The 26,200-nt window shown below is 68.6% G+C and carries 23 protein-coding genes, 1 tRNA gene and 1 riboswitch; of the genes, 11 read left to right on the top strand and 13 right to left on the bottom strand.

From position 1 onward, the window contains the following. Positions 1-109 precede the first annotated feature (109 nt). Together DI276_RS32785 and DI276_RS32780 are read right to left on the bottom strand one after the other, a co-directional pair. Positions 110-709 (bottom strand): TetR/AcrR family transcriptional regulator, encoded by a 600-nt coding sequence (locus DI276_RS32785; RefSeq protein WP_112270588.1) that lies wholly within the window; start codon positions 707-709, stop codon positions 110-112. Between the two features lie 34 nt (positions 710-743). Next, entirely contained in the window at positions 744-1,685 is a 942-nt protein-coding gene (locus DI276_RS32780) for an acyl-CoA desaturase (RefSeq protein WP_112270586.1), read from the bottom strand. A gap of 181 nt (positions 1,686-1,866) precedes the next feature. On the opposite strand from DI276_RS32780, the gene DI276_RS32775 reads away from it, so the two are divergent. The 9 genes from DI276_RS32775 to DI276_RS32735 all read left to right on the top strand — a co-directional run bounded on the left by DI276_RS32775 (position 1,867) and on the right by DI276_RS32735 (position 9,747). Next, positions 1,867-3,006, top strand: a complete 1,140-nt coding sequence (locus DI276_RS32775; protein WP_112270584.1) for an alpha/beta hydrolase family protein — start codon at positions 1,867-1,869, stop codon at positions 3,004-3,006. An 88-nt stretch (positions 3,007-3,094) separates the two neighbouring features. Continuing rightward, positions 3,095-3,165 (top strand) — tRNA-Gln (locus DI276_RS32770). A gap of 25 nt (positions 3,166-3,190) precedes the next feature. After that, positions 3,191-4,888, top strand: a complete 1,698-nt coding sequence (locus tag DI276_RS32765; RefSeq protein WP_232837071.1) for a GGDEF domain-containing protein — start codon at positions 3,191-3,193, stop codon at positions 4,886-4,888. A gap of 47 nt (positions 4,889-4,935) precedes the next feature. Continuing rightward, the gene (glmU, locus tag DI276_RS32760) at positions 4,936-6,405 is read left to right on the top strand and encodes a bifunctional UDP-N-acetylglucosamine diphosphorylase/glucosamine-1-phosphate N-acetyltransferase GlmU (protein ID WP_112270582.1); all 1,470 of its coding nucleotides are present in this window, start codon (positions 4,936-4,938) and stop codon (positions 6,403-6,405) included. Between the two features lie 14 nt (positions 6,406-6,419). Further along, the gene (locus tag DI276_RS32755) at positions 6,420-7,391 is read left to right on the top strand and encodes a ribose-phosphate diphosphokinase (protein ID WP_198681083.1); all 972 of its coding nucleotides are present in this window, start codon (positions 6,420-6,422) and stop codon (positions 7,389-7,391) included. Positions 7,392-7,684: 293 nt separating this feature from the next. Continuing rightward, positions 7,685-8,287, top strand: a complete 603-nt coding sequence (locus DI276_RS32750; RefSeq protein ID WP_112270577.1) for a 50S ribosomal protein L25/general stress protein Ctc — start codon at positions 7,685-7,687, stop codon at positions 8,285-8,287. 5 nt (positions 8,288-8,292) lie between these two features. Then, positions 8,293-8,856, top strand: coding sequence for a DivIVA domain-containing protein (locus DI276_RS32745; protein WP_232837120.1), 564 nt, complete (start codon positions 8,293-8,295; stop codon positions 8,854-8,856). Further along, on the top strand, positions 8,846-9,409 hold the full coding sequence (gene pth / locus DI276_RS32740) for an aminoacyl-tRNA hydrolase (RefSeq protein WP_112270573.1): 564 nt from the start codon (positions 8,846-8,848) through the stop codon (positions 9,407-9,409). The genes DI276_RS32745 and pth overlap by 11 nt, the downstream gene beginning before the upstream one ends. Before the next feature lie 35 nt (positions 9,410-9,444). Next, positions 9,445-9,747: a hypothetical protein gene (locus DI276_RS32735; protein WP_112270571.1), complete on the top strand. Its 303-nt coding sequence runs from the start codon at positions 9,445-9,447 to the stop codon at positions 9,745-9,747. Here the strand turns inward: DI276_RS32735 and DI276_RS32730 are convergent. Continuing rightward, on the bottom strand, positions 9,744-11,357 hold the full coding sequence (locus DI276_RS32730; protein WP_112270568.1) for a fatty acyl-AMP ligase: 1,614 nt from the start codon (positions 11,355-11,357) through the stop codon (positions 9,744-9,746). The genes DI276_RS32735 and DI276_RS32730 overlap by 4 nt on opposite strands. A gap of 100 nt (positions 11,358-11,457) precedes the next feature. Here DI276_RS32730 and DI276_RS53125 point away from each other — a divergent pair, with 100 nt between their 5' ends. Further along, the gene (locus tag DI276_RS53125) at positions 11,458-12,759 is read left to right on the top strand and encodes a DivIVA domain-containing protein (RefSeq protein WP_269814315.1); all 1,302 of its coding nucleotides are present in this window, start codon (positions 11,458-11,460) and stop codon (positions 12,757-12,759) included. Here the strand turns inward: DI276_RS53125 and DI276_RS32710 are convergent. The 10 genes from DI276_RS32710 to metG all read right to left on the bottom strand — a co-directional run bounded on the left by DI276_RS32710 (position 12,756) and on the right by metG (position 25,562). Then, positions 12,756-14,525 carry an ABC-F family ATP-binding cassette domain-containing protein gene (locus DI276_RS32710; protein WP_112270566.1) on the bottom strand — a complete coding sequence of 590 codons (1,770 nt, stop codon included), beginning with the start codon at positions 14,523-14,525 and terminating at the stop codon, positions 12,756-12,758. The genes DI276_RS53125 and DI276_RS32710 overlap by 4 nt on opposite strands. Positions 14,526-14,567: 42 nt before the next feature. Continuing rightward, entirely contained in the window at positions 14,568-15,545 is a 978-nt protein-coding gene (locus DI276_RS32705; protein WP_112270564.1) for a hypothetical protein, read from the bottom strand. Positions 15,546-15,646: 101 nt separating this feature from the next. Continuing rightward, the gene (locus DI276_RS32700) at positions 15,647-16,612 is read right to left on the bottom strand and encodes a 4-(cytidine 5'-diphospho)-2-C-methyl-D-erythritol kinase (protein WP_198681047.1); all 966 of its coding nucleotides are present in this window, start codon (positions 16,610-16,612) and stop codon (positions 15,647-15,649) included. 54 nt (positions 16,613-16,666) lie between these two features. Then, a complete protein-coding gene (locus DI276_RS32695) occupies positions 16,667-17,458 on the bottom strand; it encodes a MetQ/NlpA family ABC transporter substrate-binding protein (protein WP_112270562.1) in 792 nt (263 codons plus the stop codon). Positions 17,459-17,486: 28 nt separating this feature from the next. Then, positions 17,487-18,170, bottom strand: a complete 684-nt coding sequence (locus DI276_RS32690; RefSeq protein ID WP_112270560.1) for a methionine ABC transporter permease — start codon at positions 18,168-18,170, stop codon at positions 17,487-17,489. After that, entirely contained in the window at positions 18,167-19,165 is a 999-nt protein-coding gene (locus tag DI276_RS32685) for a methionine ABC transporter ATP-binding protein (RefSeq protein ID WP_112270558.1), read from the bottom strand. The genes DI276_RS32690 and DI276_RS32685 overlap by 4 nt, the downstream gene beginning before the upstream one ends. Positions 19,166-19,378: 213 nt before the next feature. Next, positions 19,379-19,472, bottom strand: a riboswitch (SAM riboswitch). Between the two features lie 87 nt (positions 19,473-19,559). Beyond that, positions 19,560-20,408 (bottom strand): 16S rRNA (adenine(1518)-N(6)/adenine(1519)-N(6))-dimethyltransferase RsmA, encoded by an 849-nt coding sequence (gene rsmA, locus DI276_RS32680; RefSeq protein WP_112270555.1) that lies wholly within the window; start codon positions 20,406-20,408, stop codon positions 19,560-19,562. A gap of 826 nt (positions 20,409-21,234) precedes the next feature. After that, a complete protein-coding gene (locus tag DI276_RS53120) occupies positions 21,235-22,644 on the bottom strand; it encodes a resuscitation-promoting factor (RefSeq protein WP_112270553.1) in 1,410 nt (469 codons plus the stop codon). A 303-nt stretch (positions 22,645-22,947) separates the two neighbouring features. Continuing rightward, a complete protein-coding gene (locus DI276_RS32670; RefSeq protein WP_112271399.1) occupies positions 22,948-23,742 on the bottom strand; it encodes a TatD family hydrolase in 795 nt (264 codons plus the stop codon). A gap of 26 nt (positions 23,743-23,768) precedes the next feature. Further along, the gene (gene metG / locus DI276_RS32665; RefSeq protein WP_112271397.1) at positions 23,769-25,562 is read right to left on the bottom strand and encodes a methionine--tRNA ligase; all 1,794 of its coding nucleotides are present in this window, start codon (positions 25,560-25,562) and stop codon (positions 23,769-23,771) included. Positions 25,563-25,616: 54 nt separating this feature from the next. On the opposite strand from metG, the gene DI276_RS32660 reads away from it, so the two are divergent. Further along, entirely contained in the window at positions 25,617-26,171 is a 555-nt protein-coding gene (locus DI276_RS32660) for a PadR family transcriptional regulator (protein WP_112270541.1), read from the top strand. Positions 26,172-26,200 lie beyond the last annotated feature (29 nt).

Genomic DNA, 26,200 nt, shown 5'->3' with positions numbered 1-26,200 from the left:
GCACCCCGGCACCGACTTCATCGTGCCGCTCGACCCCTCGACGAACGGCCCGGACACCTGGATACATCGCTCCAGGGCGCCCATACCGTTTCCGCGATCGCCGGGCAGCTCACGAACGGCTGCGCAGCCGGGGCTTGTGCTCCATCGCCGAGAGGCCGTTCCAGGCGAGGTTGACCAGGTGGGCCGCGACCTCGTCCTTCTTCGGCTTGCGCGCCTCGAGCCACCACTGGCCGGTCAGCGCGACCATGCCGACCAGCGCCTGCGCGTACAGCGCGGCGAGCTTGCGGTCGTAGCCCTGCTTGGCGAAGTGCACGCCGAGGATGTGCTCGACCTGCGAGGCGATGTCGTTCAGCAGCGACGAGAACGTGCCGGAAGACGAAGCGACGGGCGAGTCCCGCACCAGAATGCGGAACCCGTCCGTCGAGCCCTCGATGTAGTCGAGCAGCGCGCAGGCGGCGTGTTCCAGCAGCTCCCGAGGGTGGCTGCCGCCGTCCAGCGCCACGACGATCTGATCCATCAAGCGCTGCATCTCCCGGTCGACAACGACGGCGTAAATGCCTTCCTTGCCACCGAAGTGTTCGTAGACCACGGGCTTCGACACGCTCGCGCGGTGCGCGATCTCCTCGATCGAGGTGGCCTCGAAGCCCTTCTCGGCGAACAGGGAGCGGGAGACGTCCAGGAGCTGCTCTCGGCGTTCCTTGCCCGTCATCCTGACCCTGGTCACCCTCGTCAGCGTACGGGGCCTACTTCTTGACTGTGATCCTGGCCAGCCGCTGCTCACTCGGCCAGCGCACGTTCCAAGCCCAGCCGAACTTCTCGAACATCCAGATCAGGCGGGCGGAGATGTCGATCTGGCCGCGCTTCACACCGTGCCGCGCGGAGGTCGGGTCGGCGTGGTGCAGGTTGTGCCACGACTCGCCAAAGCTCAAAATCGCCAGCGCCCAGACGTTGGCGGAACGGTCGCGCGCGGCGAACGGGCGGTCGCCGACCATGTGACAGATCGAGTTGACCGACCACGTGACGTGGTGCAGGAACGCGACGCGGACCAGGCCGGCCCAGAAGAACGCCGTCACGCCGCCCCAGACGGACCACGTGATCAGGCCGCCCAGCACGCCGGGCAGGGCCAGCGAGATCGTCGTCCACAGCACGAACAGCTTGTCGACCCACACGATGTCCTTGTCGGCCATCAGGTCCGGGGCGAAGCGCTTGTGGTTGGTCTTGTCGCGGTCGAACAGCCAGCCCATGTGGGAGTGCCAGAAACCCTTGGCCAGCGCGGCCGGACCGGTGCCGAAGAGCCACGGCGAGTGCGGGTCGCCCTCGCGGTCCGAGAACGCGTGGTGGCGACGGTGGTCGGCCACCCAGTCGATCACCGGGCCCTGCAGCGCCATCGAGCCGGCGATGGCCAGGCCGATCTTCAGGGCGCGGTTGGCCTTGAACGAGCCGTGGGTGAAGTACCGGTGGTAGCCGATCGTCACGCCGAGGCCGGCGAGGTAGTAGAAGGCGACGAAGAGCGCCACGTCGACCCAGCCCAGTCCCCAGCCCCACGCGAACGGGACGGCGGCCAGCAGAGCGAGGAAGGGAACGATGACGAACACGTACACACCGGACTGCTCGGCATGACTGCGTCGCCCGTCGAACAACGGTTTCGGGCCCTGGTCGGCAGACGGGTTCATCGTCGTGGTCATACGGATACCTCTGGGGGGTCGAGGGATGACGTACCTACGCAACCGTAACTTACGGAAGCGTAAGTTAGGTCCACCTACTTCGCCAGACTCACGTGGAAACTCGGGCGAACTCGCGGCCAGTTCTCAGGTTCGTCACGCTGTGTCGCCTGGAATCGAGACCATGACCCGGCATCATCGGGTGATGGCCAGACGCAAGATCACCCGGATCACCGTGACCTCGTTGCTCGCCCTGCTCGTGCTGGTCACGGTCGGCCTGGGCGGCATCGGCTGGTACTACAGCGGTGAGCTGCTCGAACCGGAGGAAGTGCCGCAGCGCTTCCCCGAGACCGCGCTCGGCGTGGACGACAAGAACCTCGTGCTGGCCGAATCCAAGCTCACGCTGCAACGCGGCACGTTCGGCATCGTCTGGCCAGGCGGCGCCGCGAAGGTCGGTGACATCGCGGCGGCGAAGGACGGTCGCGTCGAACGTCCGCTGCTGGAGGGCAACCCGCCGCCCGACGGCACCAAGGTGCGCATCGAGACCGACGTCTACGAAGGCAACCCGAAGACCACGCTGGGTCTGGTGTACAGCGAGGTCAGGGTGCCGTCCGAACTCGGCGAGATGCCCGCGTGGTTCGTGCCCGCGGCGAAGAACGACACGTGGGTCATCACCGTGCACGGGCGGGGCGCGTCCCGCGAAGAGGCGTTGCGCGTGGTTCCTCAGTTGCACGGTGCCGGATTGCCCGTTTTGCTGATCACCTACCGCAACGACGTCGGAGCGCCCGCGTCGCCGGACGGTCTCTACCACCTCGGCGACACCGAGTGGCGCGACGTCGAGGCGGCCATCAAGTACGCACAGACGCAGGGCGCGCAGAAGATCGTGCTCTACGGCTGGTCGATGGGCGGCGCGATCGTCGGCCAGACGCTGGCGCGTTCGAGCGTCGCGGCGGCGGTCAACGGTGTCGTGCTCGACTCCCCCGTCACGAACTGGACGCAGACGCTGAACCTGCAGGCGGAGAACCGGGGCGTGCCGACGTGGCTCACGCCGGTCGCCGAGCTCGTGTCCGGCTTCCGCGCCGGCATCGACTTCGACCGGTTCGACCTGGTCCGCAACCCGCCCGTGCTGAAGCCGCCGACGCTGCTCTTCCACGGTTCCGCGGACGGCACCGTGCCCACCCAGTCGTCGCGCGACCTGGCGACCGCCGCGGCCGGGCTCGGGTGGCCGCTGCAGTACGTGGAGATCCCCGGCGCCGACCACACGTCGGGGTGGAATGTGGCGACCGACACGTACCGAAATGCGCTCGGCGACTTCCTGACCAGGTCAATCGGCGCGAAGCCGTGATCTTGAGCTGAGCCGGATGAGTGGTGGTTGGACAAGAGGAGGACGTCTCGTGACAACATGTGCGCAGGACGGGCGCGCGCCCGCCCGTTCCGCCATGGTGTAAAGGCAGCACCTCGGATTTTGGTTCCGATGGTCCAGGTTCGAATCCTGGTGGCGGAGCAAGCCCCTGGGCACGGGGTGTCTTGTGCGGTCTTTGGGAGGTGCGAAGCTGCCCGAGGAAACGGTCGACGAGCAGGGCAACGTGGGCCACCGCCATCACGAGATGTCCGACGCGTGGCTGGTGGGCCGCGCGAGCGAGCTTGTCGCCGTGGCCCAGAGCAGCCACCTCGCCGCGCAGCTGGAAGCGACCTCCGAGATCGACCACATCCTCGCCGAGGCGCAGGGCCGTGGTGAGCCCCGCATCGTCGCGCAGCTGCTCAGAGCCGCGGCCGTGGTCCGGCTGGTGACGCCAGGGCTCGTCGACATGTCCGACCCGCAGCTCGACGAGATGCTCAGCCACTGCCGCCGCCACGGCCTGATGGTGATGGAAGCGGACGCACGGGCGTTGCGCGGCCGGCGGTTCCTGCTGGCCAACGCCGAGGACAAGGCGCTGACCGAGATCGCGGCGGCGCTCGCGATGATGCTCGACGAGGAACCAGACGCCGACCCGGTGTTCGACAAGCGGACGTGGGACCAGCTGCTTGCTTCGACGTTGCAGGACATCGCGCTCGTGCTCACCCAACTCGGCGTGTACGAGATGGCCGACGACGTGCTGGCCGGCGCGAACAACGCGTTGCGCGAGAGCGGGCAGCCGCACCAGATCTACGTGCACCTGGTGAACAGGGCGCGGCTGCGGATCGGCTGGGGCTTGCGCCTCGAACGGGTGAATCTGCACGACGCAGCGCACGAGCAGTTCCGAGTCGCCTCAGGGCTCGCCGAGGCCGCCGAGGTGCCGTTCCGGCAGTCGCTGCACCCCGGCCGGCGCGACCTCGACGCCGCCGAGCAGGTGCCGATCCTCGGCGCCGCCCACGCGTTGACGCATCCCAGCGAGAGTCACCTCGATCGGCTGTGGTCGTTGCGCGGACTGTCGATGTACGCGCGGGAGCTGATCATCGTCGCGATCGCGCTGTCCAGGTGCCTGGTCGAGGCGAACCGGCTGGACGACGCGCTGAAGGTGCTCGGCGACACGCGCACGCAGATGGAGCACGACACGTCGGAGCCGTCGCTGCTGTTGTCGCTGGAGCGGGAGTACGCGCATCTGAGTGGGCCGCACACGATGTCGGCGCTGGAGGCGTACAACGCGGCTCTGGAGGCCGAACTGTGGGCGATGCAGGAGTCCCGCGTCGCCACGATCACGACCCGCCGCGAACACGAACGGCTGACGCGCGCGCACGGTGCGATAGCGCAGCAGGCGTTGCAAGACCCGCTGACCGGGCTGCCTAACCGCCGGGCGCTCGACGACAAGATGGGCGAGCTCATCGCCGGCCAGGTCAACCCGTTCTCCATCGCCCTGGTGGACCTCGACGGCTTCAAGGGCGTCAACGACCGGCATTCGCATGCCGAGGGTGATGATGTTCTTCGGGTGATTGCCAGCACACTCCGGCAGGCGTTGCGCGGCGACGACATGGTTGCCAGGTATGGCGGCGACGAGTTCGTGGTGCTGCTGCCGGGAGCCCCTCTGCACGCCGCGGAAGCAGCACTCGGCCGGGCCGTGGATGCCGTGGCGGGCTTGCCAATCGACCTCTCACGTGGGGTGACGCTGTCGGTCGGCGTCATCTCGCTGCGCCCGCGCGAATCCGCCAACCAGGCCCTGTCCCGGGCCGACTCGGCGATGTACGTGGCGAAGCGCCAGGGCGGCTGCCAGGTCGCGGCCGTGGCGGGGGAGCCCTCTGCGGAGGCTTAGGCTGGTCCGCGGACTCGAACCCACCCAGCCTGTTAGGGAGAGCATTGATGCTCGAGGGCCCTGTCAGCACGGTCGTGCTCGCCGCCGGGGAAGGCACCCGCATGCGGTCGTCCACGCCCAAGGTGCTGCATCGGATCGCCGGACGTTCACTCGTGGAACACGCGGTGCGCGCGGCGGCCGGCACAGATCCCGACCACCTGGCCGTCGTCGTCGGCCACGGCCGTGAAGCAGTCACCGAGCACCTCGAAGCACTGGCTGGTGCGCTGGGCCGCAAGGTCACCGTCGCCGTGCAGGCCGAGCAGAAGGGCACCGGGCACGCGGTCTCGTGCGGCCTGGCCGAGCTGCCGCACGACCTCGCCGGCACCGTGATCGTGAGCTACGGCGACGTGCCACTGCTCGACACGCAGACCTTCAAGGCCCTGCTGGCCGAGCACGCGTCGGCGGGCAACGCGGTGACCGTGCTGACGGCCGTGGCGGACAACCCCACCGGATACGGCCGGATCGTGCGCTCCGCGGACGGCACCGTGCAGCGGATCGTCGAGCAGAAGGACGCTTCCGCCGCCGAGCAGCTGATCAACGAGATCAACTCCGGCGTGTACGCGTTCGACGCCGCGGTGCTGCGGGACGGCCTGTCGCGGCTGTCGACCGACAACGCGCAGGGCGAGCTCTACCTGACCGACGTGCTGGGCATCGCCCGTGGCGACGGCCGCCGCGTGGGCGCGCTGATCGCGGCCGACCCGTGGCTCGTCGAGGGCATCAACGACCGCGTGCAGCTCGCCGCCGTCGGTGCCGAGATGAACCGCCGGATCGTCGAAGGCCTGATGCGTGCGGGCGTCACGTTCGTCGACCCGTCGTCGGCCTGGGTGGACGCGGACGTGCAGATCGGCCAGGACGCGCTGATCGAGCCGAACGTGCAGCTCCGCGCGGGCACGGTGATCGGTGCGCGGGCGACCGTCGGTCCCGACACGACGCTGTCCGGCGTGACCGTCGGTGAGGGCGCCAAGGTCGTCCGGACCCACGGCAGCGACTCGCAGATCGGCGACGGCGCCTCCGTCGGCCCGTTCGCGTACTTGCGACCCGGCACGTCGCTGGGCGTGAAGGGCAAGATCGGCACGTTCGTGGAGACCAAGAACTCGACGATCGGCGAGGGCTCGAAGGTCCCCCACCTCTCCTACATCGGCGACGCCACGATCGGCGAGTACAGCAACATCGGTGCCGCCTCGGTGACCGTCAACTACGACGGCGTGAAGAAGCACCGCACGATCGTCGGATCCCACTGCCGCACCGGCTCGGACAACATGTTCGTGGCGCCGGTGACGGTGGGCGACGGCGTCTACACCGGCGCGGGCACCGTCCTGCGCCGCAACGTCCCGCCGGGCGCGCTCGCAGTGTCCGGAGGCCCGCAGCGCAACCTCGAAGGCTGGGTAATCAGCCGACGTCCAGGAACCGCCGCAGCTCAGGCAGCGGCAGCTGCCCTCGCACAGCAGAATGACGAGAAGACAGAGGAGGGTCGCTGACCGTGAACCCGCAGATGCCCGGCACACCGAAGAAGAACCTGATGCTCTTCGGTGGGCGCGCCTATCCAGAGCTGACGGAAGAGGTGGCGAAGCACCTCAACGTCACGGTGACCCCGCAGCAGGCCTACGACTTCGCGAACGGCGAGATCTTCGTCCGCTTCGAGGAGTCCGTGCGCGGCTGCGACGCCTTCGTCATCCAGTCGCACACCGCCCCCATCAACCAGTGGCTGATGGAACAGCTGATCATGGTCGACGCGCTGAAGCGCGCCTCGGCCAAGCGCATCACCGTGATCATGCCGTACTACCCGTACGGCCGGCAGGACAAGAAGCACCGCGGCCGCGAGCCGATCTCGGCCCGCCTGGTCGCGGACCTGTTCAAGACCGCGGGCGCGGACCGGCTGGTGTCGGTCGACCTCCACACCGCGCAGATCCAGGGCTTCTTCGACGGCCCGGTCGACCACCTGTGGGCGATGCCCCTGCTGGCCGACCACATCCGCGGCAAGTACGCGGGCCACGAGCTCTGCGTCGTCTCCCCCGACGCCGGCCGCACCAAGCTGGCCGAGAAGTGGGCGGACACGCTGGGCGGCGCGCCCATCGCGTTCATCCACAAGACCCGTGACCCGCTGCGGCCCAACGAGGTCGTCTCGAACCGCGTGGTCGGCAAGGTCGAGGGCCGGCTCTGCATCGTGATCGACGACATGGTCGACACCGGCGGCACGATCGCCGGCGCGGTGAAGCAGCTGCTCAACGAGGGCGCTGCCGACGTGGTGATCGCCGCCACGCACGGCATCCTGTCCGGCCCGGCCACCGAGCGCCTGCGCGACTCGGGTGCCCGCGAGGTCGTGTTCACCGACACGCTGCCGATCCCGGCGGAGAAGCGGTTCCCGAACATGACCGTGCTGTCGATCGCGCCGCTGCTGGCCCGCGTGATCCAGGAAGTCTTCGAAGACGGCTCCGTCACCTCGCTGTTCGACGGCAACGCCTGACGCTCTGCTTTGACCGCACGCGGGGCGCTTTCGTACTCCAGGTGAGTGCGAAAGCGCCCCGCGTGCGGTCTACGGACCCCCGATTAGCGCCTTTGATCCTCGCTCACCTACACTGGTCGGGTTGCCTCGGCGAGGGCGGGCCTTCAACGGTCCGGCGTGATCGACGCGGTGGCTTGATGCCGCGCGTGTTGACGTTTTCCGCGTGCTGCTCGCCGCCGCAGGCCACCACCCCAACGCTGAAACTTGTGCACCGCCCCGACGTACAAGGCCAGACTTGTAAGGAGTACCCCACCGTGTCCGAGGTCCGTCTCGCCGCTGAGCAGCGCACCGAATTCGGCAAGGGCGCCGCCCGCCGTACCCGTCGCGCCGGCAAGATCCCCGCGGTGCTCTACGGCCACGGTTCCGACCCGAAGCACCTGGCCCTGCCGGCGCTCGAGTTCGCCCGTGTTGTCCGCGAGCACGGTCAGAACGCCGTCCTCACCCTCGCCCTCGACGGCGGGAGCGAGCTGGCGCTGACCAAGACCGTCACCACGCACCCCATCAAGAACTACATCGAGCACGTCGACCTGCTGCTCGTCCAGCGCGGCGAGAAGGTCACCGTCGAGGTGCCGCTGGTCATCTCCGGCGAGCCCGCCTCGGGCACGCTGGTGACCCAGGACCTCACCACCATCACGGTGGAGGCCGAGGCCCTGCACATCCCGGACCAGATCGAGCTGTCGATCGCGGGCGTCGCGGCCGGCACCCAGATCCACGCGAGCGACCTGACGCTGCCGTCCGGCGCCGTCCTGGTCACCGACGCCGAGGCGCTGGTCGTCGCCGTCAACGAAGCACCGTCCGCCTCCCAGCTCGAGGGTGAAGAGGCTGCGCCGGCCGCTGAGGCGACCGAGGAAAGCTGAGCCCCATCACGTCGGGCCGCACAGACGGCGCGCCACCCCCTCACGAGGGGGGAGGCGCGCCGTCTGCATACCTGCGGCCGACCGAGATCCGGTCCAAGACCTTCCGCCGCAAGCGGCAGGGCTACGACCCGGACCAGGTGAACGAGTTCATGCTGATCATCGCCGACGCGCTGGCGGGCCGCATTCGCCTGAACCCGGACCACGTGCGCACCGTCAGGTTCGCCACGGTCCCCAACGGCTACGACCCGCTGAGCGTCGACGGCGTGCTGCACCTGCTCGAGTTCCAGGTCCGCAACGGCATCGTGCCGCCGACGGGCCTGGCCACCGGCGAGGACCTGCAAAACCGCAAGCTGCCGAAGGTCGGCACCGGCTACGATCGCGCCGAAGTCGACGCCTTCATCGCCCGCGCCGCTGCCAACCTGGACGGCCGGGGTGCCATGACCTCGACCGAGGTCCGCAACACCCGGTTCAGCACCACGTCCGGCCTGCTGGGCAAGGGTTACCAGGTGCAGGCCGTGGACGCGTTGCTGGACGATCTCGAGCAGGAGTTGCGGTTCCGTGGACGATGACCTCGCCCTCATCGTCGGCCTGGGCAACCCGGGCCCCAAGTACGAGGGCAACCGCCACAACATCGGCTTCCTGGTGCTCGACGAACTGGCCGCGCGGGTGGGCGGCAAGTTCAAGGCCCACAAGTCCGGCGCCGAGATCGTCGAGGGCCGCCTGTCCGGCCACCGGGTGGTCCTGGCCAAGCCGCGCAGCTTCATGAACCTCTCCGGCGGCCCGGTCTCCAGCGCCGCGAAGTTCTTCAAGCCCAGCCTGATCGTCGTGATCCACGACGAGCTGGACCTCCCGTTCGCCGCGATCCGGATGAAGCTCGGCGGCGGCGACAACGGCCACAACGGCCTCCGCTCCATCACGAAGTCGTTGGGCACCAAGGACTACCACCGCGTCCGCTTCGGCGTGGACCGTCCGCCGGGCCGCCAGGACCCCGCCGACTACGTGCTGAAGGACTTCTCCACTGTGGAGCGCAAGCAGCTCGCGCTGGAGATCGACCGTGCGGCGGACGCGACCGAGGCGCTGGTGACCAAGGGCCTGGAAGCCGCCCAAAACGCCTTCCACTGAGCCGTAGGATCGTGGCATGACCAACCGAAAGGGCCATGCCGCGTAGGCGCCCTGAGCCTCCCAGAGGCAAGCTCCTGCCCTTCGACGGTGCCTCGACCCGTCTGCTGGCCGAACTGCGCCGCCACCGCGCCTCCGACTCGTACCTCCGCGAGTGGTCGAGTTTCGTGCGAAATCCGCGCCACCGGCGATGGCTGCGTCAGCACGAGGCCTACTTCGACGACGACGTCGTGGAAGCCCTGTGGGCTCGCGAACAGCTTGAGCACATGATGTGCAGGCTCCCCCGCCGCAGTGCGAGGGAGCTGCGCAAAATCGTCGAGGCTCTCGACGCCCTCTACTAGACCAACGCGGCCGCCGCGGACCGGCGAAGCTTGCCGGAAGGCGTCTTCGGCAACGTCCCCGGCGGCTGCACCACGACGGCGAACGGCCGCAACCCGACCGCGTCCACCACCCGCGCCGTGACTTCCTTCACGAGCGACTTCTCCGCCTCGGCGTCCCCGGCGAGCTTCGACTCCACCACGACGGCGAACCGTTCCCGCTGCGTCCCGGCGTCCAGCCGCACCGCGACCGCGTTGCCGGCCCGCACACCGTCGACCGAGCAGGCCGCACGCTCCACATCGGTCGGATAGATGTTGCGGCCGCCCATGATGATGACGTCCTTGCGCCGCCCGCAGACGACGACCTGGCCGTCCTCCACCACGTACCCGATGTCGCCGGTGGAGAGCCAGCCCTCGGCGTCCTGCGTGGCCAGCGGGCCGTTCACGGTCAGGTAGCCGGGCGTCACGGCCTCGCCGCGGATCTGCAGCTCACCGACGTCCCGGACGCCGAGCACGTCGCCCGAGTCGGAGACCACCCGCAGTTCCAGGCCCGGCAACGGCGGCCCGAGCAACGGGAACCCGCGCCCCTCCGGAGCAGGCACAGCCCGCCGGTCGGCCTCGACGGCGTCGGCGTCCACGACGTCCACCGACAGCCCGGTGAACAGCGGCGCGAACGCGACACCCAGCGTGGTCTCCGCCATCCCGTAGGCCGCCAGGATCGACTCGGGACGCAAGCCGAAACGTGCCCCTGCATCCACAAAAGCCTGCACAGCGGCGGGATCGATCGGCTCGGCACCGTTCAGGGCCAGCCGCATCGTGGACAGATCGAACGACTCGGACGAAGAAGCCAGCCGGCGAGCCACGATCGCGTAGGCGAAGTTCGGCGCCGCGGTGATCGTGCCGCGATAGCGCGTGATCAGGTCGGCCCACAGCGTCGGACGCGACAGGAAGTCGACCGGCGTCACCTTGACCAGTTCCAGGCCGAAGAGCATCGGCACGGTCAGGAACCCGACCATGCCCATGTCGTGGAACAGCGGCAGCCAGGAAACCATTACGTCCGACGTTGGATCCAACGCGGCCGCGATGCGCATACCCTCGGCGTTCGACATCAGGTTGCGATGTGTGATGCGAACGGCCTTCGGATCGGCGGTCGATCCACTCGTCAACTGCAGCAGTGCCGTGGCATCCTCGGGAGTGGGAACAGGGTGAGCGATCGGCTCGCCGTCGAGCTCGGAGAGCTTGCGGTACGGAATGCCGTGCTGGTCCAGCACCGAGGCCAGCGCGTCAAACGGGCTGCCGAGCAGGACCAGGCGAGATTCGATCATGGCGAGCACCCGCAGCGTGTCCTCGGCCCACTCGGCCAGGTCGGTGCGTGGTGTGGGTTGATGCAACATCGTGACGCTGCCACCACACAGCCATGCAGCTTGCACGGCTGGGGCGATCACGGCTGGTTCGGCGGCGAGCACGGCGATCGCGGTGCCCGGCGCCACGTCGAGCGCTCCGGCCATCCGCCGGGCGCGTTCGTGCACCTCGGCCCAGGTCCGGCGGACGGGCGCGGCGGGTTCACCCGTCGTCATGCCCTTGCCCTGGCCGTTTGCGGCCGTCGCCAGCATCACATCCACGAACTGACTCATGTTGGCGATCGTAGTGGCGCCGTTTGGTCCATCAGGGCGAAACGTTATGCCACGCGAAACGCGATACTCCCCAGTACAGGTACGCAGGAGGAGGTCATTGGTGGATCGGGGCGGCCCCGGAGCGCAGCATCGTCTACCCGCGCATCCGGCACCTCTGCTCTCCGCGCAGGACGTGGCCCTCGTCGCGTTCCACCGTCCCCCGAAGGGCGCGCGCGGGTACGACGCAGCTGAGGTGGACGCATTTCTCGACCGGGTCGAGGGCACCATGCGCAGCAAAGACATCCTCACGCGCGAGGACGTGCTGAACGTGAGGTTCAGCACCGCTACCCGGGATCCGGGTTACGACGTCAACGAGGTCAACGTCTTCATGGAGCTCGTGGCGGACACGTTGCGGTCCACTCCGCAACGCCAGCAGGCCGGTGCGCCCGCTCTGGGTGCGCACGCCACGTCGCAGGCGCTCAGACCCGCGGTGCGGCTGTCTCCGGACGACGTGGCCGCGGTGCGCTTCCACAAGCCCAGACCGGGCACGCGCGGCTACCACGAAGGCCAGATCGACGCGTTCCTCGACCGCATCGAGGCCACCCTGCGCGGACAGGACAACCTGACCGCCCAACAGATCCAGGACGCGGTGTTCGGCGAGACCGCGCCGGGCACCTTCGGGTACGACGAGGAAGACGTCGACACGTTCCTCGACCTGGTCGTGCTGATGTTCGAAACCGCACCGCCGCCGCCCAAGACGCCGCCCAGGACGCCGCCGACCACGCAGCTGCCGCAGCAACAGCAACGGCCCCAGCAGCGCAGTCCCCAGCCTCCGCCGCGTCCCCAGCAGCTGCCGCCGGCCCAGCAGCCCGCGCAGCCCAAGGCCGTCGACGCGCCGAAGCTCACCGCCAACGACGTCCGCAACGTCGCGTTCCACCGCCCTCCCCGCGGCCGTCGCGGTTACCAGGAGTCCCAGGTGGACGCCTTCCTCGACCGCATCGAGGCGACGATGCGCGGGCAGGACAACCTGACTGCCAAGGACATCCGCGACGTCAGGTTCTCCCGTCCGCTCATCGGACGGCGTGGCTACGACGAGTCCGAGGTCGACTCGTTCCTCAGCCGGGTCGAGCAGCAGCTCGCCGGACCGGTGCGCAGCATGCCGCAGGTGCGGTCGTGGAAGGACCTGCGCCAGCTGCGGATCCCGCAGGCGGCGTCCGGCCAGCGCGGCTACCGCACCGCGCAGGTCGACCGGATGCTCGAGGAGATCGGCGTCGCGCTCGACGGCATGCTCGGCGCGAGCTCGGAAGAGGTCATGAAGGCGCGCTTCAGCTACGCCTTACTTTCCGGCCAGGGCTACGACACGTCGTTCATCGACGAGCTGCTGCCCCAGCTCGCGAACGAACTGCGCCGCCGCGGGCGTTAACCCTCGACCACCTCGGCCGCGGCCATCCACTGAGCCTCGACGTCGGTTTCCTCCGCCAGCACGGCACGGAGCTCGGCGTCGAGCTTCAGCAGCCTGTCGGGATCGGTCGCGGCTTCGGCGAGCGCGGCGTGCAACTCGGCTTCCTTCTTGTGCAGCACCTCGAGACGCCGCTCCAACCGCGCCAGCTCCTTGCGGGCGGCACGCTGGTCGGCGGCGTTCGACGGCGCCTTGTCGGCAACGGGAGCAGCAGCGTTCTCCCTGTCGCGCAACGAGTCCCGGCGCTTCAGGTACTCCTCGATCCCGCCGGGCAGATCGGTCAGCCCGCCGTCACCGAAAAGCGCGACGACCTTGTCGCACACGCGCTCGACGAGGTACCGGTCGTGCGAGATCACGACGAGCGTGCCCGGCCACGAGTCGAGCAGATCTTCCAGCTGCTGCAACGTGTCGATGTCCAGGTCGTTCGTCGGCTCGTCGAGCAGCAGCACGTTCGGCTCGGCCATCAGCAACCGGCACAGCTGCAACCGCCGCCGCTCACCACCGGACAGGTCGGACACCGGCGTCCACTGCTTCTGCGACGAGAACCCGAAGCGCTCGCCCAGCTGCGACGCCGACATCTCGTACTTGCCGAGCACGACCCGGCGTGCGACCTCCTCGATCGCCTCCAGCACGCGCATCGACCCGTTCAGGTCGAGCAGCTCCTGGGAGAGGTGCGCGATCTTCACCGTCGCGCCCTGGATCCGCTTGCCCGACTCGGTTTCCCGCTCACCGGCCAGCAACCGCAGCAACGTCGTCTTGCCGGAACCGTTGACGCCGACCAGACCGATCCGCTCGCCGGGCCCGATGCGCCACGTCAGATCGCGAACGAGCACGCGGTCCGGAATGGACAGTGTCACGTCCTCCAGCTCGATCACCGTGCGCCCCAAGCGCTTCTTGGCGAACGCGACCAGCTCGACGGTGTCGCGCACCGGCGGCACGTCCGCGATCAACGCCTCGGCCGCCTCGATCCGGTAGCGCGGCTTCGACGTGCGGGCGGGCGCACCCCGGCGCAGCCACGCGAGCTCCTTGCGGGCCAGGTTCTGCCGCTTCTCCTCCGCCGCGTCCGCGAGCCGCTGCCGCTCGGCGCGCGCGAAGATCCAGTCGGCGTACCCGCCCTCGTACTGCTCGACCTTGCCCAGCACCACTTCCCACGTGCGGTTGCAGACCGTGTCGAGGAACCACCGGTCGTGCGTCACGACCACCAGCGCACACTTGCGGGCCAGCAGGTGCTCCGCGAGCCACCGCACACCCTCGACGTCCAGGTGGTTCGTCGGCTCGTCCAGCACCAGCAGTTCGAGGTCCTGGATCAACGCGGCCGCCAGCGCGACCCGCCGCCGCTCGCCACCGGACATCGTGGAGACCACGGAGTCCAGGCCCAGCGCCGTGATCCCGAGCCCGTCCAAAATGGACCGCACGCGGGCGTCCGCCGCCCACTCGTGCTCGGCGTCGAACCCGAGCGGGTCGATCACCGCGTTGCGCACGGTCGAGCCCTCCGGCAGCTCGGTCCGCTGCGTCACGACCGCCATCCGCAGATCACGCGACCGCGACACCCGGCCGTCGTCAGCGGGTTCCACCCCGGCCAGCACCTCGAGCAGCGTCGTCTTGCCGCCGCCGTTCAGGCCGACGACACCGATCCGGTCGCCTTCGTTGACGCCGAGCGACACGCCGTCGAGCAGCGGCCGGACGCCGAACGACTTCGACACGGACTCCAGGTTGACCAGGTTGGCCATCAAAACCTCACGACTAGTAAGAAACTGCCTGTTGAAGGCTACCTACCAAGGCCAAAGGCCCTGCTCACCAGCCTCGAAGAGCGGAATGACCCGCACCGCGTTGTCGCTCCTGCCGTGGTAGCGGTACCGGCGCCGCGACACTGAGGCCCACCGCGTGTCCTGGTCGCTCAGGTCCCAGACGTGCAGCGGCACGTGCCAGGGCACCGACCAGCTCAACGGCCGGTCGAGCTGCTGGTCCTCGGTGATGACCAGGACCCGGTCGTGGCGGCGGAAGAGGACGCGGAAACGCGTGCGGACGACCTTGCCCACGTCGTCCGAGCACCGCACGACCTCTGCCCGTTCGCACCGGCTCGCCACCAGGTCGACTGTCCCGGCGAAGTCGTACCGCTCGACCGCGCGCTGGTCGGCCACCACCAGCGTGTGGCCGGCCAGCCTGGGCAGTTCCCGCACGGGTGCGGGCGTTCGGGGTCCTGACCTGGTGCCCTCGGCGTTCCGGTCGTGGCGGCGGTCGAGGACGGCCCTGAACAACGCGGACTGACGCTCGTCGACCGGCTTCGGGTGCACGCGGTTCAGCACGTCACCGAACCGGAGACCCATCCCCAGGTGATCGTGCTCGCGCACCGACTGCTCGGTGTAGAGACGGCGCACCGCGTCGCTGATGCCGCGCTTCAACGGCTTCGGCAACGCCCGCCCGTGGAAGTAGTTCCAGTAATACAGCAGCCAGGTGGGATCGAGCGGGTCCACCAGCACCGAGTCGATCAACTGACGGGACATGCCGTGCTGACCGGCGGCGAGCCGCGCCGCGAGGAACTCGGCGGCACCCGCACGGGCGGTGTAACCGAGGCCGGCCTCGTGGCGAGTCCAGCGCACCAGCGCGGCGGTCCACTCCGGGTGTGCGACGGCGCTGCGGCGCACCAGTTGCACGTAGTGGGCGAGGCGAGCGGCGTAAAGGCTCGGCTCGGCACCGACCAGGTCCGACACGACCAGCCGGAACAGCTCGCGTTGCAGCCGTCTGCCCAAGCCAACCCCCTGTGTAAAGACCACGCGGGCCTCGAGAATTCGAGATCGCCCCCGCTTGGAACGAGGGCTTCGCACCGGGGCACGCGTGGAGCCAGAGGATCTTAAGCGTGGACCTCGGGAGGAGTGGGCTTCGGCTCCTCGGTGGTGATCACGCGCGCACCGGGCACCGGCCCGTGCGCGACGCGAACCGTCCGGCACACACCCGCGCCGGCCAGCTCGGCGGCCACCCGCACCGCCGTGTCGCCGTCCTCGCACAGGAAAGCCGTCGTGGGGCCGGATCCGGACACGATGCCGGCCAGCGCACCCGCGTCGACGCCGGCTCTGAGCGTGCGGCGCAGGTTCGGCCGCAACGACACGGCGGCGGCCTGCAGGTCGTTGCCCAGCAGCAGAGCCAGCTGCCGCGGGTCTCCAGAGGACAGACCCTCCAGCACGGCCTCGACCGCACCGACGCGCGGCGGATCTCCCTCTGCGCGCAGGCGGTCCAGCTCGTCGAAAACGTCCGGAGTGGACAGTCCACGCCGGTCGAACGCCAGCACCCAGTGGAACTGGTGGCGGCCGAGCACCGGCACGATCCGCTCGCCGCGGCCCGTACCCAAAGCGGTCGCGCCGTACAGGGCGAACGGCACGTCGGCGCCGAGCTTTCCGGCCAGCTCGGCGAGCTCGTCGCGGCTGATCTCCAGCCGCCACAACGAGGACAGGCCCACGAGCGTCGCCGCCGCGTCCGCACTGCCGCCCGCCATGCCGCCCGCGACCGGGATGGCCTTGCGGATCACGACGCGGACCTTGGGGTCGTCCGGGTCCTTGCCCACGTGCGCCGCCAGCAGCCGAACCGCGCGCCAGGCGAGGTTCGAGGCTCCCGTGGGCACCTGGTCGGCGCCCTCGCCGTGGACCTCGACGCCTGGTTCGTCCGCTACCGCGACGGTGACCTCGTCGACCAGCGAGAGCGCCTGGAAGATCGTCACCAGGTCGTGGTAGCCGTCCGGGCGCACGTCACCGACGGCCAGGTGCAGATTGACCTTGGCCGGGACGCGGACCGTGACCGGAGGAGGAACGACTGCGAGCACCATGTCAGCCTACGGGCGTTCTGGAGTCGTGGACTCCTCCCCCGGTCACCAGGAATCTCAAACCGGGATGACCGAGCCGTTGTAGGTCTGCTTGATGTAGTCCTTGACCTGCTGCGATCCGAGCAGCTCCGCCAGGTCGCGGATGCGCTTGTCGTCCTTCAGCTCGGTCCTGGTGACCAGACCGTTCGCGTTCGGGTTGCCCTCGGCCTTCTCCAGCGCGAGCGCGTCCGTGGCCGGCTTGAGGCCCGCGTCGATGGCGTAGTTGCCGTTGATCACCGACGCGTCGGTGTCCTCCAGCGAACGGGGCAGCTGAGCGGCCTCCAGCGGCACGAACTGCAGGTTCTTGGGGTTCTCCGCGATGTCGCGCACGGTCGGCTGGTCCACGGCCTTGAGCTTGATCAGTCCGTTGGCCTCCAGCAGCTTCAGGCCGCGCGCCTCGTTGGTGGCGTCGTTCGCGACCGCGACCTTGGCCCCGGATGGCAACTCGTCGAGCTTCTTGGCCTTCTTGGAGTAGAGGCCGAGCGGCTCGACGTGGACGGGCGCGACCCAGTCGACCTTGGCGCCGCTCTCCTTCGTGAAGGTCGCCAGGTACGGGACGGTCTGGAAGTAGTTGGCGTCGAGCGAGCCGTCGACCAGCGCCGTGTTCGGCTGCACGTAGTCGGTGAACTCGACGACCTCGACCTTCAGACCCTTCTGCGCGGCGAGGTTGTCGGCCACGTACTTGAGGATCTGCGCGTGCGGGACGGGAGAGACACCGACCTTCAGCGTGTCCGAAGAGGACGCGCCGCCGGCGGAGCAAGCGGACAAAACGGTCAGGGCAGCCGCGATCAGGGCAGCACGAATACGCATTACGTTCCTTTTGAGAATTACGGGTGGTTCAGACGGTGGCGTGCCGGCGCCGGTCGGACGCACGGGCGGCACGGGTGAAGCCGAGCTGGATCAGCGTCGTGAGCACGGCGAGCCACGCCACGGTGCTCCACAGGATCCGGTCGTTGAAGCGCTGGTAGCCCTCGCGGATCGCGAGGTCGCCGAGGCCACCGCCGCCGATCACGCCCGCCATGGCGGAGTACCCGATCAGGGCGATCACGGTGACGCCGATGGCGTTGATCAGCGCGGGCAACGACTCGCGGATCAGCACTGAGCGCACGATCCGGAGCGTCGAGGCGCCGGTCGTCACCGCGGCCTCGACCACGGTCACGTGCACCTCGGACAGGATGTTCTGCACGAGCCGCCCGACGAACGGGATCGCACCCACCGCCAACGGCACGATGACCGCTGTGCTGCCGATGGATCCGCCGACGATCAGGCGGGTGACCGACGTGAGCGCGACGAGCAGCACGATGAACGGCATCGAGCGGCCCAGGTCGGTGATGAAGCCGAGAACGCGGTGCACCGCGGCGTTCGGCCGCAGTCCACCCTTGGCGGTGAGCTGCAGCCAAACCCCGAGGGGAACTCCGAAAGCGGTGGCGATCACGGTGGAGACGCCGACCATGTACAGCGTCTCCCCGGTGGCCTCGACGAGGTAGCTCAGCACGTCGGACCAGGGTGTTGCAGACCTCACGCAGCTACTCCCTGCGGCCCCTTCAGGGACCTCTGCACCGCGCCGCCGGCCTCGCCGATCCACTCCAGCGCGGAGTCGGACCGCTCACCGTTCAGGCCGAGGCGGAAGCGCGCGACCGGCGTCTCGCCCAGCCGCGTGAGACCGCCACCGACGATGTTCAGCTCGACGCCGAACCGGTGCGACGCCTCGGGCAGCAGCGCGCCGACCGCGGCGAACCCGACGAGCACGACGTCCGCGACGCGGTCGTAGCTGCTCTCGTTGATCGGGTTGAGATCGACGGCGGGCAGCAACGCGCTGCTCGTGCGGCTGCCGGCATCGCCGACCAGGTCGAGGACCTTGCCGTGCTCGACGACGCGGCCCTGCTCCAGCACGGCGACGTCATCGCAGATCTTGCGGACCACGCCCATGTCGTGCGTGACGACGAGAACGGTCACACCCAGCTCAGCGCGCGCACGGTCGAGCACGGTCAGCACGGAACCGGTGGTCTCCGGGTCCAGGGCGCTGGTGGGCTCGTCGGCGAGGAGCACCGACGGGTTGGCGGCGAGTGCGCGCGCCACGGCAATGCGCTGGCGCTGCCCGCCGGAGAGCTGGTCCGGGTAGGAGGCGGCCTTGTCGGTCAGGCCGACGAGGTCCAGCAGCTCGCCCACCCGCGAGCGACGCTGGGGTCCGGGGATGCCGGCGGACTCGAGCGGCAGCGCGATGTTGCCGGCCGCAGTGCGCTGCCGGAGCAGCGAATCCCCTTGCGGCACAACGCCGATCTGCCTGCGAGCGGCCCGCAGCGCCGACCCGTCCAGCGCGGTGATGTCCGTGCCGTCGACCCGGATCGCACCGGAGTCAGGACGCTCGAGCAGCGCAACGCAGCGCGCGAGCGTCGACTTGCCGGCCCCGCTCGGGCCGACGACGCCGAGCACGGTGCCCGCCTCGACGTCGAGGGTCACGCCGTTCAGGGCGTTGACACCCTGGAAGGACTTGGTGAGGTTTTCGACAGTGATCACTTCTGCTCCACGGCTGCGCGCGACGGCCCACCCTTTTGACGGGGTGCGCGGTCGAAGTTCTGCTCAGGTGTGTGCGCCACTCTTCGATCGAGAGCGCGTCAAAGGACTTTGAGAAGGCGCCTTAGACGAGGTGGCGACGACATGCAGAAGCGGTGCGACGGCACTGGTCGACGACTCGCCGGCGCGTCAGCATTCGCGTGGTACCCATGTGATCCTCCATCGGTCCTGGCGTTAGCACCTGCCCGCATCCAGCGGGTGGTTGCTGCGACGTCGTAGAGCCAGGTCTCTCGGTCGCTCCGGATGGCTTTCTCAGTGAACCGGACGGACGTTCGGTTGCGCAAGCCAGATTCCGATTCGTTCGACAGATCACACCGATGGCCGATGGATCCCCGGCCTAGACCTCCGCGATCCGGATGAAGTCGATCACGCTGAGTTGCTCGCCCCTGGCCTGCGGATCGATGCCGGCCTTTTCGAGCAGTTCGTCGATGTTGACGTTGCTGTTCGCGGCCCAGCCCTTGAGGGCGGCCCTGAGGGTTTTGCGTCGTTGCGCGAAGGCCGCGTCGACGATCGCGAACAGCCTCTTCTTGTCCACTGTGGACAGCGGGGATTCGTGACGGTGGAAGGAGACCAGGCCGCTGTCCACGTTGGGCGCCGGCCAGAAGACGTTTCTGCCTACCGGGCCTGCCTTCTTGGCTTCCGCGTACCAGGCCAGCTTGACGCTGGGGACGCCGTAGATCTTGCTGCCCGGTTTCGCGGCCATCCGGTCGGCCACTTCGGCCTGGACCATCACGAGGCCTTTTTCGAGGGTGGGCAGCTCGTGGAGGAGGTGCAGAACCACCGGGACGGCGACGTTGTAGGGCAGGTTGGCGACGATCGCCGTGGGCTGGGCCGGCAGGTCGTCCTTGGTGACCTTCATGGCGTCTTTGAGGACTACCTGCAGTTTGGCCGCGTTGTCCGGGTCCATCTCCTGCGCGGTCTGCGGGAGCCGTTTGGCCAGGGGTGGGTCGATCTCCACTGCCACGACCTGCTTGGCGGCTGGAAGGAGGGCGAGAGTCAGGGAGCCCAGGCCTGGGCCGACTTCCAGGACGACGTCGTCGGTTGTGAGGTCGGCTGCGGTGACGATCTTGCGGACCGTGTTGGGGTCGTGCACGAAGTTCTGGCCCAGTTTTTTGGTCGGGCGGATGTCCAGCTCTTCGGCCAGACGGCGTACTTCGGCGGGTCCCAGCAGGCTCACGTCGGCCATTCTCGCAGGTGGGGTTCCGGGCTGTGCGGGTTGGCTTGCTGTGGTTGTTCCGCTTCCAGCGGGGTTGGTCGCCTTTTGCTGGTTGGGTCGCGTTCCAGCGTGGTTGCGTGGGTGGCCTTACGGGCTTTGGTTGCGTCATCGCCGCTTCGCGACGATCGCGATTGGGGCTTGACTTCGGGGCCCTTTCGAGGCGCTGCGTCGGGCGGAAAAGGACGGATGCTTCGCAGCCGTCCGATCCGCGAAACGGCAGCACCTCGATCCCAAAGTCAAGCCCCAATCGCCAGCGTGCGGGGTTGCGTTCGGGCGGTCGGGCTGCGGTCATTACCGCTGGTCCGCGTTCGGACAGCCCTGTCCGGCTCGCTGCGCATCGCCACATGAGGTGCCTTCGGCCCGCGTTGCCACAGGAACATCGGCTCTGCTTCGCCATCGCCGCTTGCCTACGGCTTCGCGAGATATAGATGGAATCCTCGTGGCTCGCTCCCGGAAAGGCGTCAACGGGTACCGCGAACAATTGAGCTCACTACTGGTTGCCGCGCCAACGTCTGAGCTGACTACTGGTTGCCGCGCCAACATCGGCTCGCGACCTCGCCGGTACGCCATAACCACACCATGGCTCACCGTGCGGGCTGGCCGTGCCTCCCAGGTCCGCCAAGGCTCGTCGTGCGGGCTGGCCGCGCCTCGCCGGTACGCCACGAACTCGCCATCGACCCCACTCCCCACCCCAAGCGTCGGTCACCCTCACCGTCTGCCCCGGACATGGCGAAGGCCGCCCCTGGCGATCCGGGAGCGGCCCTCGTCGAGTCGTGCGGTGCGGCTGAGCGCGGGTTTACGGCAGGCCCAGCTTCGCGCGGCAGCCCGGCCACGCGCCGTAGGTGCCGCCGGCGCGGTCGCGCAGCTTCGTGGCGATCGCGATCTGCTGTTCGCGGGTGGCCTGGTGCGGGAGCTGGGCGTAGGCGGTGCCGCCGTGTGCTGCCCAGGTGCTGGCCGAGAACTGGAGGCCGCCGTAGTAGCCGTTGCCGGTGTTGATGGACCAGTTGCCGCCTGCCTCGCACTTGGCCAGGCGGTCCCAGACCTCGCCGTCGGGCAGGGGCTTGGTGCCCACGGTGATCTTCTTGGGCTTCGGCTCCTTGGTGACCTTGCCGCCGATCTTCTCGCGGCTGATCTCCTTGCCGTTCTTCACGGTCACGCGGTAGGTCGAGATCTGCTCGCCGGCCTCGCCGGGGTCGGTGACCTTCTGCTCGCCCTGGGTCATGTTCGGGTCGTTGGTCTTCTCGACCGGCGGGGCGACCGGCTCGTTCACGTTGATGACCGTGACGCCCGTGCGGGAGATGTAGACCTCGGCGCCGGTGGCGAGCTTGACGTCGGTGCCGGACGCGACCGCGTCCTCCGGGCCGAGCGAGAGGTTCTCGTTCTTCAGCAGCTCGTCGACCGTGACCGCGGTGGTCTGGATCTCGCGGACCGGGTTGGCGCCGTCGAAGAGCTTGATGGTCTTGCGGGTCTTGACTTCCAGGTTCATGCCCTCGAGCGGCACGTCCTGGGTGCCGGGGGCCGAGAACCAGGCGCCCTCGGTGGGGACGCCCATCTGCTTCGCGGCTTCCTCGACGGTCACCGAGCGGACCCAGTCCTCCTTGGCCTGGCCGTCGATGCTCATCTTCACGAGGCGGCCGCGGTCGAGGGTGATCTTGCCGCCGTCGGTGATCGGGGCGTTCAGGGAAGGCGACAGGGCGTCGTGTTCGCCGACGGTGATGCCTTCCTCCGCCAGCACCTCGCCGACCGTGCCCTCGTAGGAGTGGACGGTCTGCAGCGAGCCGTCCACGTCGACCGTGAGGGACTTGTCCATCGCCATGGCGGTCACGCCGCCACCGGAGATCGAGACGAGGACCGCGGCGACCGCGCCCTTGAGGAAGCGGCGCTTCCAGCTCGTGACGGTCTGGACGAGGACCTGCGGGTCCTCCTTCTCCTCTTCCTCCGACGGGAGGACGAGGGGCGGCATGATCGTCGTCTCGGCGTTGATGAGACGGATCAGCTCGTCGACGTCGACGTTGGCCGTCGCGAGGAGCTCGTCGGCGTCCGGGCCGAGCACCTCGAGCACGTCCGCGGGCGAGATGGTCAGCGCACCGGCGGGAAAGCTCGGGTGGGGATCAACGACGCCAACCGCGGTGTTCCCGACCGGCGTGAACCAGTCGGTGTCGTCGTTGAAGTTGTACGGAGCGGCAGTTCTGTCGCTACCAGACACAGGGTCGATACCTCCATTGCGGAAGCTCGAGGCCACCGCACAGTTGGCGTTGACAAGATCATTCGAGGGTTGAGCTCGAAGGTTCCCGGCAACTCCTCCTACGTGGTCTCGCTTCTTCGCGCTTCTGGCTTGGGTCCCGCCCCGACTGCGGGCGTGCTCCGAACCGACAGGGTCGGCCTGGGTGGCACGGTCACGGGACAGTAACGGGGTCGCGCACGTTGCGCAAACATCCCCGCCAATGTTGTGACCTCAGTCACCCCATAGGGGTAGGAACCCCTTGCTCCGTTCGTCTTACATCGCATCTCAGTAGCCAAGTCCGAACACTCGTTGAGCAGTACGGGTGACGGCGGTACCGAGTTCAGAAAGATCTTCGCCACGGAGCGTGGCCAAATCCCGAACTGTGTAATTCACACAATAGGGTTCGTTTGGACGCCCCCTGAACGGATGCGGCGTCAGGAACGGCGCGTCGGTCTCCACCAGGAGCTGGTCCTGCGGCACCAACTGGGCCGCCTCCCGCAGCGCGCGGGCGTTCTTGAACGTCACCGGGCCCGCGAACGACAACACGTATCCCGCGTCCACGCACCGCCGGGCGAAGTCCGCGTCGCCCGAGAAGCAGTGGAAGACCACAGTGGACGGTGCTCCTTCGGAGTCGAGCACCTTGAGGATGTCCTCGTGCGCGTCCCGGTCGTGGATCATCAACGGCTTCCCGACGCGCTTGGAAAGGTCGATGTGCCAACGGAAAGCCTCGTGCTGGGCGGCCGGCGGCGAGTAGTCCCAGTAGTAGTCGAGACCGGTCTCGCCGATCGCGACCACCCGAGGCAGCACGGCCAGCCGCTCCAGCTCCGCCTTCTCGACGTCGCCGAAAGAAGAGGTGCGCGTCGGGTGCACGGCCACCGCCGCGTAGACCCGCGGGTCCCAAGTGGACGCCTCGGCGGCCCACTGCGCGGCGGCGAGATCGTCCGCCACGGTGATCACGTGCGAGACCCCGGCGGCGTTGGCCCGGTCCAGAAGCTCGCCCACACCAACGGCATCAGTGGCGCCACACGCGTCGAGATGCGTGTGGGCGTCGATCACCGGTGCCGGAAGAGCTTCCGGCACCGGCGGTCGTTCCCGCTTCTCAGGCACTAGTCGGTCACGATCGGAGCCCACTCGGGCCCGATCTCGCCCAGCTTCGGGTCGAGCTTCGCGAACAGCGGCGACGGCTTCTGCAGCGGACGGCCGACCTCGATCGGCGTCGACTCCCAGCGCGCCTGCTCACCGGCGTAGTCACCGGTCAGCACCGGGTAGGAGCGCTCGGGCACGTCCAGGTCCGTGACCTCGGTCATCGCCGGCTGAGCCGCCCACACGCCCGTGCCACCCAACGCCTCGTGCACCTTCTGCGCCGAGTGCGGCAGGAACGGCGTCATCAGCGTGTTCGCGTCCTGCACGACCTGCAGCGCGGTGTGCAGCACCGAGTCGCGACGGTCCGGGTCGTCCTTGAGCTTCCACGGCTCCTGGTCCGACAGGTACTTGTTCGCCGCCGAGATAACCCGCATGGCCTCGCCGGACGCCTGCTTGAACCGCGAGCGGCGCAGGTGCGCGCCGACCGTGTCGAACGCCGCACGCGACTGCCGGAGCAGCTCGTGGTCGGCATCCGTCAGAGCAGTCGCCTTCGGGATGGCGCCGACGTTCTTGTGCGCCATCGAGACCGAGCGGTTGACCAGGTTGCCCCACTCGTTCGCCAGCTCGAAGTTCGTCCGGCGGACGAACTCCTCCCAGGTGAAGTCGGTGTCCTGGTTCTCGGGACCCGCGACGGAGATGAAGTACCGCAGAGCGTCCGGCCCGAACTCCTTCAGGAAGTCGCCGACGTAGATCACGGTGCCGCGCGACGTGGAGAACTTCGAGCCGCTCATCGTCAGGTACTCGGACGACACGACCTCGGTCGGCAGGTTCAGCGTGCCGAACCGGCCGGGCTCGCCGCCCTTGTCGCCCGCGCCGTTCTGCCCGAGCAGCAGCGACGGCCAGATCAGCGAGTGGAAGACGATGTTGTCCTTGCCCATGAAGTAGTAGCCCTGGGCGTCACCCGTCCAGAACTCCTGCCAGGCATCGGCGTCACCGGACCGCCGCGCCCACTCCACGGAAGCGGAGAGATACCCGATCACCGCGTCGAACCACACGTAGAACCGCTTCATCGGCTGGTCGCTCCACCCGTCGAGCGGGATCGGCACCCCCCAGTCGAGGTCGCGGGTGATCGCGCGCGGCCGCAGGTCCTTGATCAGGTTCTGCGAGAACTTGAGCACGTTCGGCCGCCACTCGGACCTCGTGCCCATCCACGAGCCGAGCGAGGAGATGAACGCGGGCAGGTCGAGGAACAGGTGCTCGGTCTCGACGAACTTCGGCGTCTCCCCGTTGATCCGCGAGCGCGGGTTCTTCAGGTCGATCGGGTCGAGCTGGTTGCCGCAGTTGTCGCACTGGTCACCGCGCGCGCCGTCGTACCCGCAGATCGGGCAGGTGCCCTCGATGAAGCGGTCGGGCAGCGTCCGGCCGGTCGACGGGCTGATCGCGCCCATCTCGACCTTGGGGATGACGTAGCCGTTCTTCCACAGCGCGGAGAACAGGTCCTGCACCACCTGGTAGTGGTTGCCGGTGGTGGTGCGGGTGAAGAGGTCGTAGGAGAGGCCGAGGCCCTGGAGGTCTTCCGCGATCACACGGTTGTACTTGTCGGCGAGCTCACGTGCGGTGAGCCCTTCCTTCTCGGCCTGCACCTGGATCGGCGTGCCGTGCTCGTCCGTGCCGCTGACCATGAGCACCCGGTTCCCCGACATGCGCATGTAGCGGGAGAACACGTCGGAGGGGACACCGAAACCGGAGACATGACCGATGTGCCGGGGGCCGTTGGCGTAAGGCCAGGCCACCGCGGTCAGTACGGAGGCACTCATGCACATAGCCTACGGAGGCGGTGCCAGCCGCTTTTCACGGCATGGGAGGTCGGTTTGTCCGCGACCAGGATGCTGGTGCTCGGCGTGGTCAAACTCGTCGGCGAGGCACACGGCTACGTGGTGCGCCGCGAGCTGAAGTCGTGGTCGGCGGACAGCTGGGCGAACGTGCAGCCGGGCTCGATCTACCACGCGCTGAAGTCGCTGGCCAAGGACGGTCTGCTGGAGCCGGTCGGGACGCAGGAGTCCGACGAGGGCCCCGCCAGGACCACGTACAAGATCACTGCGGCCGGTGAGCACGAGCTGCAGGACCTGCTCGCCCACGCACTGGCCGACGCCTCCGCCGGCAACGACGAGGTCTCCGCCGGCGTGGCGATGCTCAACCTCGTCCCGCGCAAGCAGGCCGTCGTGCTGCTGAAGAACCGGCTGGCGGGCCTCGAAGGGCAGCTCGCGCCGACCCGGCACGGCATCACCTCGATGCCGGAGATGGGCAAGCCCGCGCACGTCAGCGAGCTCTTTCGACTGTGGCTCGTCCACCTCGAAGGCCAGGTGCGCTGGACTCAGGACCTGATCGACCGCCTAGAGGCCGGTGCGTACGAGCTGAGGGACTAGTCAAACTTGATTAGTTCTCGCTAGCCTCT

It is taken from the genome of Lentzea terrae, assembly GCF_003265345.1.
GTDB classification, from domain to species: Bacteria; Actinomycetota; Actinomycetes; order Mycobacteriales; family Pseudonocardiaceae; genus Lentzea; species Lentzea terrae.
The sequence above is the reverse complement of the archived record's forward strand: the minus strand, read 5'-3'. Positions and strand labels throughout refer to the sequence as shown.